Genomic DNA, 13373 nt, shown 5'->3' with positions numbered 1-13373 from the left:
CGGATCAGTGTTGCAGCGCAGGCAGCGCCAGGGCCTGTTTGCCGTCCAGCCATGCCAGGCCCGCCGCGTGGGCCTCGTCATAGGCGCATTGGTCATCGGCAAAGCGCACGGACTTGCCGCGTGCCGGGAAGTGGCCGCAGCCGACCTCTTGGCCCTGGTCCAGCAGCCGCAGCAAATAGCCTTCGCCGTCGCCGCTGCGCGGCACGATTTCGAAGGAGAAGCGCAGTTGGGCCTGGGCCAGATCGGTCTGAAACTGCCGGGCGACAGCCGGGACGCGGGCGGCCCATTCGGTGCCGATCCGATCCAGGGCATCGGCGATGCTGTAGCCGCGTTCGTGCAGCCAGTCATTGCGATCCAGCACCAGGGCGGCAGTCAGGGCTTCGCCCAGGCTCAGTGCGCCGATGCCTTCGCGGGCGGCGCGTTGGGCGATGGCCAGCAGTCGCGTGTCAAGATTCGAGTGCATGAGAACTCCTTTGCCCTGTCGCTTGGAAGGGCGGTCGTGAGGATTGAGAAGGGGGGCCCGGATGGGCAGATGTCGCTCCGTTGCTGAACCCCAGCCGCCACCAGTCGGCTGCCCGGTGTGGCGGATGGAGACGGACGGGGTGTGCTGCGATCAGTGTGGGTAGGCGAAAGACTTATCCACAGGTCGCTTCTGGTAGAAGAAAGGTAGAAATAAGGTAGAAGGCGTTTTGATGGCTGGAAAACCGCATGAATAAAGGCTTTCAGCCATCAGGGGCGCGATGTTATGACGATAAAGCGCGATGTTATGACGATAACCCGCGATGCTATGACGATGCAGACGCGATGTTATGACGATGGCTGGAGTGACTTATCCACAAGCTGAAATTGATCAATGATTGACCAATTTCAGGCCAATTTGCGGCTTGGTCTTGCCGCGATTTGGTTCGCTGGCAGAGCAGGGCGCGATGCTATGCCGATGCAGATTCAGCGGTCCAGGCGGGTCCAGACCGCCTGTTCGTGGCCCCGGCTTGCCGCCTCGATACGGGGGGCTGCGATCACTTCCAGGGCTTCCAATTCGGCCAGGCTGCGTTCCAGGCTGGCTTTGAAATCACGCATCCGTCCGGTGTATTGGGCGCGATCCTTCAGGATGTCCAGGCTGTATTTCTGCTGCATATCGGCGGATGTGCCGATCAGCCGTTGCAGGCTTTTGGACAGGTCGTGGCGCATTTGCAGGCGTTTGCTCCAGTCCAGCAGAGCGTATTCACGATTGCCGAAGATTTGCGCCCAGCGTGGGTCGGCGTAGATCGTATAGCTGCCGCTGCGTTCGTCGTAATCGAATCCGCCGATCATGGCCAGCACACGGGCTGATGGATGATTGCCGTAGCTGTATTTCACCGAGCCGTCTTTGCGCCTGGCCTCGATGCACAGGGTAAAACGGGCCAGGTCTTTCATGCCTTCGTGCAGCCATTCATAGGCGCTGCCTCCGGTGGGCCTGCCCATGCCGCGCAGGAAATCCGCCCGGTTGATGGAGGGCGCTTCGCCCAGCAGTGCCGTGGTTTGCAGGAACATGGCATGCATCCAGATGTCGGCGTGGTCTTCGGTCAGTTGCTTGCCCGAGCCTTTGAGCAGAATGTTGCTGCCTTCCAAAAACACCGTGTCATCGTGCAGGGGACGCCAGCCGCGCCGCACCGGGGCAAAGATGGAACTGCGGGCGATGTAGTTGGGGATGGCGCGGGCCGTTTCGTTGATGCCGGGCACGATGAAGGGGGCCGGAGTGTGGGCCTCTTTTTCAGCGGCGGCGGCAATCGCTTGCTGGGCCTTTTGCTGGGCGCGTTGCATAGCGGCGGACAGGCGCAGCACAGAGCTGGCCCGCTGGAAGGGCAGGCGGGTGGGTGCGGTCATGGGAAATGCTCCAGACAGGCCCGCCCAAGGCCTGCCGGATTCGTGAACAAGGCCTCACGCGGGGTCAGGGGAAAAGAAGGTGACAGGACGGGTGCCGGCAGTGCCCGGCACCCAGGGGGATCAGCAGGTTTGCAGTGCGGCGGGTGCTGGCGTGTCCAGCAGTGCCGCGTGTGGTGTAAACCAGAGTTCCTTCAACTGGAAACGCTCGAAATACAGCACGACGTCCACGGTATGGCGTAGAAACGCCTGGATGGTTGCGAGGTCCAGATTGCCGCCTGTGGGCGACTGTTTGATCAGCACCGCCATGCGGTCAAACGTGTCGGCGGCACTGTTGGCATGGGTGGTGGTCACTGATCCAGGGTGGCCGGTGTTCAGTGCCGCCAGGTAGTCCCAGGTTTCGGGGCCGCGCAACTCTGCCAGAAAGATCCGGTCTGGCGACAAGCGCATGCAGGCCGCCAGGGCATCGGTGGCCGATACCCGGCCCCGGACGCCGCCATACATCAGATGAATCCGGTTGCGGTGCCGGGGCAGCATCAGCTCATGCGTGTCCTCGATGGTGATCAGTCGTTCATCGACCGGCACCCGGTCAATGAGTGAGCGGGCGAAGGTGGTTTTGCCCGAGCCGGTGGCACCCGCGACCACAATGTTTTTACGGGCGAGGATGGCTGCATGCAGGAAGGCCGGGATGTTGCCGCTGGCCTTGAGTTTCAGCAGGTTCTGGTCAATGGGCGACATGCCGCCCGCAGCGGCCCGGGCCGCTGCATCATCGACGGCATCAAAAGCGCCCTGGGCTTGCAGCGTCTCCAGGGTAAACGCCGCCTGGGCATGCTTGCGGATGTTGATGGCCAGGGTGCCGTCAATGCAGGCCGGAGGCTGCACAATCTGGCCGCGTTCACCGCCTGGCAGCACGACCGACAGGATGGGTGATTTCGCCATGTGGTTGTAGGCCGCCAGGGCAGTCGCCAGCGCCTCCAGATGCGGGTAGGTCAGGCTGGGGCATTCGTGCAGCACCCAGGCACCCCGCACCCGGCTGTAGCACTCACCGGGCCGCACAATGGCGATTTCCGTGACGGCTGCATCGTCCAGGTGCGCGGCCAGTGGCCGCAAAAACGTGTTGACAGCAATCGCCCGATCAAAGGGGCGCGGCTCAGTGGATGGGTTCGAGGTCATAGACATGGCTGAAATCCAGGTCGCGGGCCACCATGATGCCGATGCGCGTACCTTGATTCTTGTAAAGGGTTGGGGGGATGTCGAGCGACTTTTCCAGAATCTTGGCGATGACTTCCTGACTGCCTTCGCGGGTGTTGTCGAAATGGACGTTGTTGTTGCCGGACTGTCCCTGGTTGGCCGCCCACGCCCCCAGGTCGCCCACCAGCGACAGCAAGATGGCATTGCCGAAGCGTTCCCAAAAATGGTTGTCGATATGGCCATCAACCCCTGCTTCACCCAGCGGGCCGGTGCCGGGCGAACCCAGATTGACGATGACGCCAGCAGGCGTTTCCAGCCGGTTCCAGGTGATGAAGGCCCGGCCTTGTCCTTGGTCGATGCCTCCCGACTGGTAGCCGGTGAATTTGGTGCCCGCGTCGATCAGCTTGACCTTGCCGTTGGTGCTCATGACATCGTGGGTGGCCAGGCAAGTCAGCAGACCGGCCTGGGTGCTGACCAGCTTGGTCTGCAAGGTGCAGTCAATCATCGTGCCTTGCGTGAGCAGGAAGTTTCGGTTGCCCAACTGCCCGGCGACCGAGGGGGCCAGTTCCGGGGGGCGCAGCTTGTCGGCCAGCGGCCCTGCATCGGCCAGTGGGCCGCTGACCGTCTGGCTGGTGCCGCTGTCTGCTGCGGATTCGGTCAGCGGGCTGTCCAGCCTGCGCTGTGCCACTTCATCGACCGCAGGCGGCGGAGTCGGTGCGGGTGGCGGGACGTAGTAGGTACGCGCCTGGACGGCAGGCGGTGGCGGCGCCTCACGCTTGGGCGGTGGCGCAGGTCGTTCGACCTTTGGGGCTTTGAGGCGGTTGGCAATGCCGCTGCGTTCCCCGTCCCGACCGGGGTCAGTCTGTGGTGCGGATTCGCGGTGCCAGACCTTGAACAGGGTTCCCGCTGCAATGGCCAGCGCAATCAGGATGGTGAGCCAGAGAAAGGCGCGGGCACCGCGTGGGGCGCTGCGCCCCGCCGTTTCCAGGTCCGTGGGTTCCCGATCCAGGTTCAAGGGGAGCTGGTTTTGTTCGTGGGGTGCCGTCGTGCCATCGCCCGAGGGGGGGATGTTCGGATCAGTGGTCATGGTGTATTCCTTGAGATGCCCTTCACCCGGCGTCGCACTGCCGGTGACGTGGTCCCGGTATCGGGCGGCACTGTCGTGGCGCTGTAGGTTTCGTTATGGATGGCCAGCACCAATTCACCCAGGCGCAGGTGCCACAGCGCCGAGGTGCGATGCAGCACCATCGTCCGGTCATCGGCCATGTGGTAGTTGGTCAGGACTTCCTGACCGTCTGGGGTGACGCGATAGACCGCCGGGATGTCTGCCCCTGGCGCAAATTGCAGCCAGGTCTGACGACCATCGTCCCAGGCGTGGACGGGCGCAATGCTGGTGTCGCCGCTGCGTGTGTAGGCCTGCCAGTTCACCGGCATGCCGGTGGCTTGCAGAGATCGCTCGATGGCCGCTTGACGAGCAGCCTGATCCCGCACTTTGGCTGCGGTTTCGGGGTATCGGATGACCAGTTTGTAGAGGGCCGGGGCGTTGCGCTGGTCGCTGTAGGACAGCCGAAAGCTGTAATCATGCCGATTGGTCACGACGATGAGATTGGTGTTTGCGTCCTGGGCGGTCGGCTTGAAAAACAGGTGATTGTCCTTGTAGGTGAAGGCATAGGCCTTGCTGTCGCCAAAAACGTGATAGACGTAGCGTTCATCAGGGGCCAGCACGATATGGGTGGCGACACCAATCACGGCATCCAGCTGGATGACATCGGCGGCGTTGTAGTTCACATAGCGCACACGGTGGTCCCGCTGTGCGGATCGGGGGTATTCCAGGGCCAGGGCGCTGGCGCTCAGGGTCAGATTGAGTGCCAGGCCCAGGGCGCATGCCAGGGCATGCCGCCTGAGCAGGAGTGTGTTCATGGGGGATTCCTTCGGATGCACCGGGCGTTTAGCGCGACAGATCGGCGGCCAGGTCATAGCGCGTGACTTGAAAGCCCAGGGGATTGCGCCGGGCGACCGCTTCGGTCAGCGGCACATCGGCGTACTCATAGGCCATGGTGGCAATCAGGTGGCTGACTTGCGTGACATCGCCCGTGTTCACATCGCGTTCGGTTTTGGTGAAACGGACGATGGCGGCCTGATTGGCCCCCAGCGTGATCGAATGAACCTGTATGTCTACCGTGCCCTGGGTGCCCAGGCGCGTGGTGACAGCCTGTGGCCCCTCAAAGCGTTTGCCGTAGGCCGTCTGGATGGGGGGCGACGACAGCAGGGCGCAGGTGTCGAATTGTTCCTGGATGGTCTGCCAGCTATAGCCTTCGCAGTTCAGGACATAGCTGTTGAGGAAATACTTGGCGATGCGTTCGCCGTAGTCCTCCAGGGGCTGGCCCAGGCTGCTGACATGCTCGATGGCACCAGTCGAATCATTGACCCGCACCACATACATTTCAGGCGGCTGCTTTAACGGCGTCAGGCCGATGACGGCCCCGACCGCAGCCAGCGCCAGAATGCCTGCACCGCAGGCCACTTGCCAGGCGCGTTTACGGCTGGTGATGAGTTCGCCCAGGTGGTCCCGTTCCAGGCCCCTGGATTGTTCCAGGTAGGCGGCGATGTCTTCGGATTTGAGCGTGTCAGCCATGGTTCATGTCTCCCTGGAAGGTGGGGGGCGTGGCATTGACCGGGACGCGGGGTGAGTCGGGCGGCAGCGGTGGCTGGGGCGCATGAAAGGCGCAGCCAGCCAGCAGCCCCGCCAGGGTCAGCGTGGCGATGAGGGATTTCATGGGTAAAGGACTCCAGGCCTGCCGGGCGCGGCGGGCCATGACGGTGGAGGGGATGGGTTGCCGGGGGCCAGCGGTGTGGCTGGACGGCAGGAGGACTTAGCGGACGCGAGGCCGCAGCAGGCTGCGGATGCGCAGGAGAGAAAACGCGCCGTGGGCAGCGGAGCCGATACCCAGGCGGGCACCGAAGCCGTTGGACAGACCCGCAGCCAGGCCCGGCAGCATGATCATGACGACAAGACTGGCCAGGCCGACCAGAATCTGGGCACCAAACAGCCCCAGAATGTCTTTGGCCCCACCGTTGATCTGCTCTGCGATCATCCGGATCAATTGGATGTTCAGTTGCAGCAGCAGTCCGAAAATCAGTCCTGCCAGCAAGGCCAGAAACACGAAGTTCAGCGCCTGGGAGACCCAGCTATTGAATAGCTGTTTGGTGGGTTCAAACAGGGTCGCAGCAATAAAGATCGGTCCTGCCGCCACGACCAGAGACATGCCGACCTTGCAGACCACCACGATGACGATGATGATGCTGCCCACCACGGCGGCATTGATCCTGATGAGCGTGGCCAGGATGCTGACCAGCACTTCTTTGGTGGAAGGCAGGACGTTGTACCAGGCGTTCTGGCCTTTGCCCATCATTGCGCTGGATGCCTTGCCGGTTTCGGTCTGCAGCTTGTCCACCTCGGTAGCCACGCTGCCGGTGCCCAAGGCGATCTGGGTGACATCATCGGGCAGGGCAATCATGGTTTTGGCGATGTCGTTCTGATACAGGCCTCCAGCCCCGAAGAAGATGGATACGATGACCACCAGGATGGCCTTGCGAAAGAACTCCGTCACGGTCATGCCAGCCTGGCCGTGCATCAGGGCAAACGCATAGAACACGAATTGCAGCGTCAGGCCGACCACAATGGCGGGCATCAGCGCCTCGAAAAGCGCCTGTATGGGGCCGTTGACGGCATCTCGCAGCGCATTTTGCGTCTGATCCATGACCCATTGGGCAATGTCGCTGGGTGCTGACGGCGGTGAGATTGTGGGGTTCAGACCAGCCATGGCACGATCCTATTGCTGGGTTTCGGCACCGGATGGGGTGTCGTTCTGGTTGCTTCCGAACCAGCCGCTGTATACCTGTTCGGATCGGGCTTGCAGCAGATGACGTTCCGCTTCCAACTGCTGCGAGGCAAGCTGAATCCGGGTTTGCTCCGCCTGGATGTTGGCTTGCTCGATCTGGATGCGGGCCTGCAGTTCCGCGATTTCCTTGGGGTTGCTGGTCTGGTTGATCTTGTCTTGCAGGGCATCCACGTTTGCCAGGCGGCGGGTCATGGAGTCATAGGCCCGTTCGCTCATGGCTTTGGCGGTCGCCTCGATGTTCAGCGATTGCCGGGATAGGGCCTGGCGATCTTCCTGGAAATTCACCGGGGCTGTGACTTCATCAGTGATGCGGCCCACATCTCCATCCAGGTTGGATTCACCGGAACGGTTCAACAGATCTTGCGCATTGGCGGGCAGGGCCGCCCGGAGTTGGTTGCGGATGTCGGCGTTACCGACGACGTTGCCGTAACCGCTGGATTGCGTGAAGGCCGCAAGCTGGCTTTTGGCTGTGGCCAACTGGTCGGTCAGGTTCTTCAACTGATCTTTGGCGGTCAGTAGCTGTTGCTGTAGTTGGGCGATGGTGGCGGCATCCACGGTGGGAATGCCGCTGGCATGGGCGAAATTCACAAAAGCAGCGGACAGGGCGATGCCCGCCGCAAACGACTTGCAGCGTGTCATAGGGAATGCTCCAGGGGGAGAGGGAAGCGCCTACAGGCGCAGGGGATCAGGGCTGGGAGGCTGTCTGGGCAATGGCCTGGAATTCGGCTTCTGTTGCGTGACGGGCCTTCATCTGGTTTGAGACGATGACATCGGCTTTTGCGTCATAGGCAATCTGTTTGTCGCCCACGATCAGGATATTGGCCGAGGTGTCCAGTTTGGCGGGCAGTTTGTGGATCTGATAGCCACCGCCAAACGGGTCTTTCGTCACCAGCGTGAACAGGAAACTATCGCCATTGCGTTCGATGTGAATGGCGTCAGGGTCATACTTGCTGTCCGCTTTCCAATACCCCAAAAACTTCGCCCCATCCTGGTCCGTCTTGCATCCGGCCAGCAGTGTCAGCAGGGAAGCACCAGAGGCGGCAAGGAAGTAGCGTCGGTTCATGGGGTGTCCTTCATCGGTAGGGTTGATCGGAGTCGGGTGTGGCCCAGGTTTTTGTAAGCCAGTCTGCGCGTCCTGATCGTTTCAGGATGTACGCAGGCTGTGGCCCAGGCCTCCGTCTGCCGGAAGGGCGATTTACAGGGATAAGTCCGGGCCTTCCTGTTCATGCGCCGGGGGATGCAGTTGTAGCGGGTGGTCAAAACGCACCCCGATCAGGTCTGCGATGCGCTGCCAATCTGCCGGTTCTGGGCGGTGCCCATCGGCTTTATCGATGTGCAGGCTGTAATACTTATGCACACCTTGCTCGAAATATTCGCGGTCCTCACGCGGTGTTGAGGACGAAAACCAGAGGTACGGCTGATGCCGTGGGTCCGAGGCAGAGGGCGAATCCATGCCGTGATCCTGGGCAATGCGCCGCAACGCATCCGCATCGACGGTTTCTCGTTCAATGACGGCGATGCCTTCGCTGAATCGCCCACGTTCCATATCCTCCGGGGTCCAGCGTTCGCAATAGATCGAAATCATGAAGGTTGCTTCTGAGACTTCGTGGGCCGGTGTTTCCAGGCCCAGGCGCTGGTAAAAGCCGGGGTCCTGGTGGGCCTGCCGATCCTGCCGGGCCTGGTGCTGGTCCAGGCTACGGGCGCGTTCAGCCCGCAGCCGATCTGCGTCATGCTGCATGATGGGGTGTCCTATGGAGAGGGCCGGTCGTGTGCGACCGGCTCGATTTACTGACGGGTTTGCTTGATGGCGTTCAGGTAGACCGGCAACCAGGCGGCGGGATCAGGCCCGGCCTGGGCAACGGCCTGTTCTGCGAGGTCTGCCATGTCGGGGCTGCCGGAGAACACCAGCAGTTCGTCGTCGCAGCCCGATAAATCCAGTTGGGCGACGGTGACGCTGGCCCCTTGCTTGACCAGAAACTTGCGGCTGGCTTCGCCCAGGCTTTGGAGCAGTTCAAATTCCGCGACCGTCAGGCCAAAGCCCTCGATGTAGTCGCGGGCGCGGGCCTTGGGGTTGGGCAAGAGGATCAGGGTGGCCGTTTGCTGCACCAGGGATGCGCCTACGGGGTTGTCGATGATGGCCCCCGGTTCCTGGGTCGCCAGCGCCAGCACACCATTTTTCTTGCGGATTGTGCGGGCCGCGTCCTGCATGGATTCCTGAAAATGCGTGTCCTTCAACGGGTGCTGGCACTCGTCGTACAGATTGATGATGCGCCGCCCATCATGCAGCGCATCGACGCGGTGTTTCAGGTACAGGGTGGCTGCGCCGCGCACTTCGTCATCGTCCAGCAATTCCGTCAGATCAAAACCAAAGAGGGCAGGCCGGTCACTGCCGGTTTGCAGGTCTAGGTCGTCCGTGGGGTTGTCGAATACCCAGCCGTATTCACCCCCCTGGCACCAGGGGGCCAGGCGGGCGTGGATGGTGCTGTGGGTGTCGTCCTCACTGTAGGGGTTGGGCAGCAAGGTGTTCAGGGTGGACAGCGTTCTGGCCGGTCGGTCAATGAGTGTGGTCAGTTGCTGGACCGCCTGGGTGATGTCAGCCCGTTGCCGGGTGGTGACGGCTTCGCCCTGGCGTTCGGCCAGGTAGATGACCAGGCGCACCATGAAGGCCACATTGCCCTTGGTGGGTTCCATCTGAAAGGGGTTCCAGCCGGTCGGCTCCCCCAGGCGGATATTGAAGTACCGTCCGCCCAGGGCCATGATGAGTACCTGCATGCCCTGGTCTTTGTCCCAGACCACGCAGGCAGCCCCGAATTTCTGTGCCTGGGTGAGCAACATGCCTTGCAGCACGGTTTTGCCGGTGCCCGTCATGCCGATGATCAGGGTGTTGCCCGGGCGGCGTTTGCCGGTTTCGTCCAGGTCTTCCGTGGAGGCATGGAAGTTGAAGAAAAAGGGCGATCCCGTCTGCGTTTTCAGCATGGTGACGGCTGGCCCCCATGGGTTTCCGGCAGGCTTGCCCGTCAGCTGGTTGTGCAGGCTGGAAAAGCACAGGAAATTCAGGGAGGTCACCGGCACGGGCCGGGGCCGCCAATGCCAGTTGCCCGGCAGTTGCGCCCAGAACCCGGCTTCCAAGGCCCGGTCCAGGGGCCGAAAGCCTACGGCGTCTTCGGCCAGGGCGGTGGCCGTCTGCGCCAATGCCTGACGCACACTGTCTGCCGAGGTGCCATACACCAGGAGGGTGGCATGGTGATCCCCCAGGCCCAGGCGGGCCGAGGTCAGATCGTCCATCACATCGGCCAGTTGCGTGACCTGACTGACCGAATCGTCACCCGAGTCCACAAGCAGCTTGTGGTGTTTTTTGACGAGTTTCTTGGCGGCGGCTCCTGTGTGACTGCCCCAGGATTGCGTCAGCACAAACTCATGGGGCAGGCCCAGCAGCCGGTCCAGGTGGCCCGGCTTGGTGGCTTCCGGGTAGTCGCGCAATTCCATCATGCCAAAGAGGCGTGACCCGGCGACGGTGCGCAGTTCGCCCAACTCGCCGTGGCGGCCAAAGATGGGACGGGCCTGGGGCAGGGTTTCGCGCAGCCGTTCCCGGCTGATCGGCACGGGTCGATGAGTGCCCGACAGCAGGAATCCCAGAAATTCAGCCGTTTCGCTGAACGCCAGCCCCCGGCGATCCACGATGCCGAGGATCTGCGGATCGTAGCGGTACAGTCCTGCGATCAGTGCCCGCACGGCGCTGTCCAGGCGTTCGATGGATTCGTCCTGCCAGTGAGCCAGGCGTTTTGCATCCGCCTTTTCCAGGCTGGCGAAGGTGCCCAGCACGGGGTCTGCGATGGGATGAATCAGCACACTCAGGTACAGGTCATTGACCATCAGCCCCGAGGTGTCGAACGTCGCCCGGTAGGCCGCATCAAAGCGGGTGGCGAAAGGTTGTGCAAATGTGCTGTCGGGGTATTCCGTCAGACGCCTGCGGATGATGTGCGAGTACAGGCCGAGCGAACCCATCGGCAGGCCGCGCAGCACATTGTGCAGGGCCTCGATCCAGTCTTTCAGTTCAGTCTGGCCGTAGGCGTCCGGTGCCCGACCGGCTACCTTGATGACCGCCAGGTATTCGTGGTTGTCGCAGGCAATGATGCGGTCGGTGACATGGTGGGAATAGGGCAGATAGCGGGAAACCAGCCGTTCATCAACGGCCAGTGCAGTGGCTGCGGTCATGGCAGAGTCCTTCGGGAAAGCAATCGGCGCCAGGGCCGGTGGCGGTGGTAGCCCTGTGGGGCGTAGCTGGAGCCGTGCCAGAATCGTTGCTGGCGATTCGTGCGCCGGGTCTTCAGTTCCAGCCAGAGGATGTCGATGGCTTTGTCGTCATCGCGGGTGAGCATGGCCAGCGTGGGCATCACGACCAGCAGCAGTCCCCACCAGGCCAGTCCGGCTGTCATGGCAATGATGGCCACGCATGCGAACGCGCCGAGCATCAGGGTGGTGGGGATGCCCATGAAGGTCGCCTTGCGGCCCAGCCCCTTGAACACGGGATAGGTGTTCGGGGGCTGATGGTCGGGAGACTGGTCTGTGTGGCTGGTGCGGGCGGCGCGTGTGCTGCTGGTGCGGGTCGCCATGGCTTACTTCCAGAGCAGCACAACGAGTTCGGCTGCGGACCCGGCCAGCAGCACGCCAATGCCCCAGCGGATGGCGTCATCCTTCCTCATCACTTCGGCCGAATACAGCACGAAGATGATGACGCCGATGATGACGGCGGCAATCGGCAGAATGATGTCCAGATTGTCTTTGAGGGTTTGCAGCGTGGTCCGGGCGCGAGACAGGCCGCCCAGAGACTGCGCCCATGTCGCGTGACTGACCATCGCCAGTATCCAGAGTGTCACCAGCCTGTCCATGAAATGTCGCGGGGTTGTCTGGAGTGTGATGTGTGGCATTTTTTGCATGGCATGACTCCTGCCCCAGACGCCGGCCGGCGTGTTGGGGTGTTGTGGGGAAAGAAAGGGAAGGGCAGCGGGCCGCTGGATGCGGTGCTGCGGTGGGATCAGTGAGCCGGTGGCTGAAAGCCATCGGCGATGGGATGTGCTGTGAAGCCGTCCGGGGTGCCGGGTGGCTGGGTGGGCGTTGGGGCTGACGCGGTATCCGGGCTGTCCGTCTTGGCGGGTTGCGCGTCGTCAGTGGGTGCCTCATCGTCGGGGTCTGGCTTGAGGGCTGGGACCACAATGCCCGCCTGGGCCAGTACCTTGCCCACATAGCCATTGGCAAAGCCCCGCGTGAGGTTGCCGGTGTTGTAGCAAGACAGTGCCGCCCGCAAGGCTTGTTGCGGCTGGCGATGATGGCGCAGCGCCCTGGCGTAGCAGGCGGATAGCACGGTCTGGGCAGCGGTCAGATTCTTGCAGGGATCAAAAACCGTGGTGCTGTCCAGGCCCAGCCAGTGCCAGTTGCGCACGTTGATCTGGCCCAGGCCTGCGTCGAAATCTACACCCTGGGCCATCAGGTCTTGCGCGGTGCGCTGGGCTTCTTCCAGGGTGCCGGGTTGCTGGATGGAGGCCTGGCGCTTGCTGTTCACCCCAATGGCGTATTGCCGTGCGCCCGACTCGTGGCGAATCAGTGCGTTCAGCGTGACCGGGTGGATGTGCGGTGCGCAGGCAAGGGCGAGGGAGGCCAGGGCAGAAAGCATGGCGCGGCCCCTTTAGAAACCGGCCCGGTGCCTGGGGTCGGACAATGAGAAATTCCAGCCTGAGGCCCATTGGCCGTTGTGATCCGCGTCCCATTTGGCCTGGGCCGCGTCATAGTCCACAGCCTTGACCCAGCGCCCGCCCATGGTCGGGCGACCGACATAGCGGATGGACAGTTCGTAAGTCCAGGCGTGATCGTTGTAGGCCACGCACCAGGCGGGCAACTGCGTCAGCGTCACCGTGGGCAGCGGCTGGACTTCGTAGACGGGTTCCCGGTTGCCGGTAGATGCATCGTATCGGTAGCCGCGCTGCCGCCATTTGTAGGCGGTGTCTGCATAGCTGCGATTCAGATAGTCGGCATCGCACTTGCCTGCACCGTGTGAAATGGCGTCCACCCGGTCGGCCATGCCGGGTTCTGCGGCCGCAGGGCACTGCGCCAGGAAGGCGCGGCGGGCGGCGACCGTCGCATCCCAATCCAGGCCATGACGGTTGTATTTGAGGATGCCGAAATAGTGATCCAGCGATGGGCTGCATTCGCCTGGGCGCAGGCTGGACGACAGGCAGAGCGTGGCTTCGCATGCCAGGCGCGGGATGCCGGTCAACAGGTCAGCGTCGGCGGTGCCGGAGGCATGGGCAAGGGGAGCCAGGACGCAGGCAAGCGCCAGCGCCCCGGCCCGCAAGGCGGGAAGGGTATGCATGGGGAGATTTCCTGGGGAGAGGGGACAGCGGGTGGCCGAAGGGTGGCCGGGGA

Annotated in this window: 16 protein-coding genes; all 16 read right to left on the bottom strand. The window is 62.6% G+C overall.

Annotated features, from left to right (window positions below):
• Window positions 1-4: 4 nt before the first annotated feature.
• Window positions 5-463, bottom strand: a complete 459-nt coding sequence (locus ABD022_RS02525) for a hypothetical protein (protein WP_343819889.1) — start codon at window positions 461-463, stop codon at window positions 5-7.
• 482 nt (window positions 464-945) lie between these two features.
• On the bottom strand, window positions 946-1863 hold the full coding sequence (locus ABD022_RS02520; RefSeq protein WP_343819888.1) for a TrfA: 918 nt from the start codon (window positions 1861-1863) through the stop codon (window positions 946-948).
• Between the two features lie 120 nt (window positions 1864-1983).
• Complete coding sequence (virB11, locus tag ABD022_RS02515; RefSeq protein ID WP_343819887.1) at window positions 1984-3033, bottom strand: P-type DNA transfer ATPase VirB11; 1050 nt, start codon at window positions 3031-3033, stop codon at window positions 1984-1986.
• A complete protein-coding gene (gene virB10 / locus ABD022_RS02510; RefSeq protein ID WP_343819884.1) occupies window positions 3011-4138 on the bottom strand; it encodes a type IV secretion system protein VirB10 in 1128 nt (375 codons plus the stop codon). The genes virB11 and virB10 overlap by 23 nt, the downstream gene beginning before the upstream one ends.
• Window positions 4135-4971 (bottom strand): TrbG/VirB9 family P-type conjugative transfer protein, encoded by an 837-nt coding sequence (locus ABD022_RS02505; protein WP_343819882.1) that lies wholly within the window; start codon window positions 4969-4971, stop codon window positions 4135-4137. Before ABD022_RS02505 ends, virB10 begins: the two co-directional genes overlap by 4 nt.
• Window positions 4972-4999: 28 nt before the next feature.
• On the bottom strand, window positions 5000-5686 hold the full coding sequence (locus tag ABD022_RS02500) for a VirB8 family type IV secretion system protein (RefSeq protein WP_343819881.1): 687 nt from the start codon (window positions 5684-5686) through the stop codon (window positions 5000-5002).
• A complete protein-coding gene (locus ABD022_RS02495; protein ID WP_343819879.1) occupies window positions 5679-5828 on the bottom strand; it encodes a conjugal transfer protein in 150 nt (49 codons plus the stop codon). Before ABD022_RS02495 ends, ABD022_RS02500 begins: the two co-directional genes overlap by 8 nt.
• A 96-nt stretch (window positions 5829-5924) precedes the next feature.
• On the bottom strand, window positions 5925-6875 hold the full coding sequence (locus ABD022_RS02490; protein WP_343819877.1) for a TrbL/VirB6 family protein: 951 nt from the start codon (window positions 6873-6875) through the stop codon (window positions 5925-5927).
• Window positions 6876-6884: 9 nt separating this feature from the next.
• Complete coding sequence (locus tag ABD022_RS02485; protein WP_343819875.1) at window positions 6885-7592, bottom strand: TrbJ/VirB5 family protein; 708 nt, start codon at window positions 7590-7592, stop codon at window positions 6885-6887.
• A 46-nt stretch (window positions 7593-7638) separates the two neighbouring features.
• Entirely contained in the window at window positions 7639-8016 is a 378-nt protein-coding gene (locus ABD022_RS02480; RefSeq protein WP_343819873.1) for a hypothetical protein, read from the bottom strand.
• 132 nt (window positions 8017-8148) lie between these two features.
• Window positions 8149-8691: a hypothetical protein gene (locus ABD022_RS02475; protein WP_343819871.1), complete on the bottom strand. Its 543-nt coding sequence runs from the start codon at window positions 8689-8691 to the stop codon at window positions 8149-8151.
• A gap of 47 nt (window positions 8692-8738) precedes the next feature.
• Entirely contained in the window at window positions 8739-11168 is a 2430-nt protein-coding gene (locus ABD022_RS02470; RefSeq protein ID WP_343819869.1) for a VirB4 family type IV secretion/conjugal transfer ATPase, read from the bottom strand.
• Window positions 11165-11566: a VirB3 family type IV secretion system protein gene (locus ABD022_RS02465; protein ID WP_343819867.1), complete on the bottom strand. Its 402-nt coding sequence runs from the start codon at window positions 11564-11566 to the stop codon at window positions 11165-11167. The genes ABD022_RS02470 and ABD022_RS02465 overlap by 4 nt, the downstream gene beginning before the upstream one ends.
• 3 nt (window positions 11567-11569) lie before the next feature.
• A complete protein-coding gene (locus ABD022_RS02460) occupies window positions 11570-11890 on the bottom strand; it encodes a TrbC/VirB2 family protein (protein ID WP_343819865.1) in 321 nt (106 codons plus the stop codon).
• A gap of 98 nt (window positions 11891-11988) precedes the next feature.
• Window positions 11989-12624 carry a lytic transglycosylase domain-containing protein gene (locus ABD022_RS02455; RefSeq protein ID WP_343819863.1) on the bottom strand — a complete coding sequence of 212 codons (636 nt, stop codon included), beginning with the start codon at window positions 12622-12624 and terminating at the stop codon, window positions 11989-11991.
• A 12-nt stretch (window positions 12625-12636) separates the two neighbouring features.
• Window positions 12637-13320 carry a TrbM/KikA/MpfK family conjugal transfer protein gene (locus tag ABD022_RS02450; protein ID WP_343819861.1) on the bottom strand — a complete coding sequence of 228 codons (684 nt, stop codon included), beginning with the start codon at window positions 13318-13320 and terminating at the stop codon, window positions 12637-12639.
• Between the last annotated feature and the right edge of the window lie 53 nt (window positions 13321-13373).

Source organism: Castellaniella daejeonensis, from assembly GCF_039523555.1.
Taxonomy (GTDB): Bacteria; Pseudomonadota; Gammaproteobacteria; order Burkholderiales; family Burkholderiaceae_B; genus Castellaniella; species Castellaniella daejeonensis.
Note: the sequence above shows the minus strand (reverse complement) of the source record. Positions and strands in the feature narration are given on the sequence as shown.

What these genes read in the sequence shown, in the direction of transcription:
- ABD022_RS02490 (WP_343819877.1), bottom strand. Translation starts at nt 6,875, where the DNA reads ATGGCTGGTCTGAACCCCACAATCTCACCGCCGTCAGCACCCAGCGAC.
- ABD022_RS02455 (WP_343819863.1), bottom strand. Translation starts at nt 12,624, where the DNA reads ATGCTTTCTGCCCTGGCCTCCCTCGCCCTTGCCTGCGCACCGCACATC.
- ABD022_RS02495 (WP_343819879.1), bottom strand. Translation starts at nt 5,828, where the DNA reads ATGAAATCCCTCATCGCCACGCTGACCCTGGCGGGGCTGCTGGCTGGC.
- ABD022_RS02525 (WP_343819889.1), bottom strand. Translation starts at nt 463, where the DNA reads ATGCACTCGAATCTTGACACGCGACTGCTGGCCATCGCCCAACGCGCC.
- ABD022_RS02450 (WP_343819861.1), bottom strand. Translation starts at nt 13,320, where the DNA reads ATGCATACCCTTCCCGCCTTGCGGGCCGGGGCGCTGGCGCTTGCCTGC.
- ABD022_RS02470 (WP_343819869.1), bottom strand. Translation starts at nt 11,168, where the DNA reads ATGACCGCAGCCACTGCACTGGCCGTTGATGAACGGCTGGTTTCCCGC.
- ABD022_RS02500 (WP_343819881.1), bottom strand. Translation starts at nt 5,686, where the DNA reads ATGGCTGACACGCTCAAATCCGAAGACATCGCCGCCTACCTGGAACAA.
- virB11 (WP_343819887.1), bottom strand. Translation starts at nt 3,033, where the DNA reads ATGACCTCGAACCCATCCACTGAGCCGCGCCCCTTTGATCGGGCGATT.
- ABD022_RS02520 (WP_343819888.1), bottom strand. Translation starts at nt 1,863, where the DNA reads ATGACCGCACCCACCCGCCTGCCCTTCCAGCGGGCCAGCTCTGTGCTG.
- ABD022_RS02480 (WP_343819873.1), bottom strand. Translation starts at nt 8,016, where the DNA reads ATGAACCGACGCTACTTCCTTGCCGCCTCTGGTGCTTCCCTGCTGACA.
- ABD022_RS02505 (WP_343819882.1), bottom strand. Translation starts at nt 4,971, where the DNA reads ATGAACACACTCCTGCTCAGGCGGCATGCCCTGGCATGCGCCCTGGGC.
- ABD022_RS02460 (WP_343819865.1), bottom strand. Translation starts at nt 11,890, where the DNA reads ATGCAAAAAATGCCACACATCACACTCCAGACAACCCCGCGACATTTC.
- ABD022_RS02465 (WP_343819867.1), bottom strand. Translation starts at nt 11,566, where the DNA reads ATGGCGACCCGCACCAGCAGCACACGCGCCGCCCGCACCAGCCACACA.
- virB10 (WP_343819884.1), bottom strand. Translation starts at nt 4,138, where the DNA reads ATGACCACTGATCCGAACATCCCCCCCTCGGGCGATGGCACGACGGCA.
- ABD022_RS02485 (WP_343819875.1), bottom strand. Translation starts at nt 7,592, where the DNA reads ATGACACGCTGCAAGTCGTTTGCGGCGGGCATCGCCCTGTCCGCTGCT.
- ABD022_RS02475 (WP_343819871.1), bottom strand. Translation starts at nt 8,691, where the DNA reads ATGCAGCATGACGCAGATCGGCTGCGGGCTGAACGCGCCCGTAGCCTG.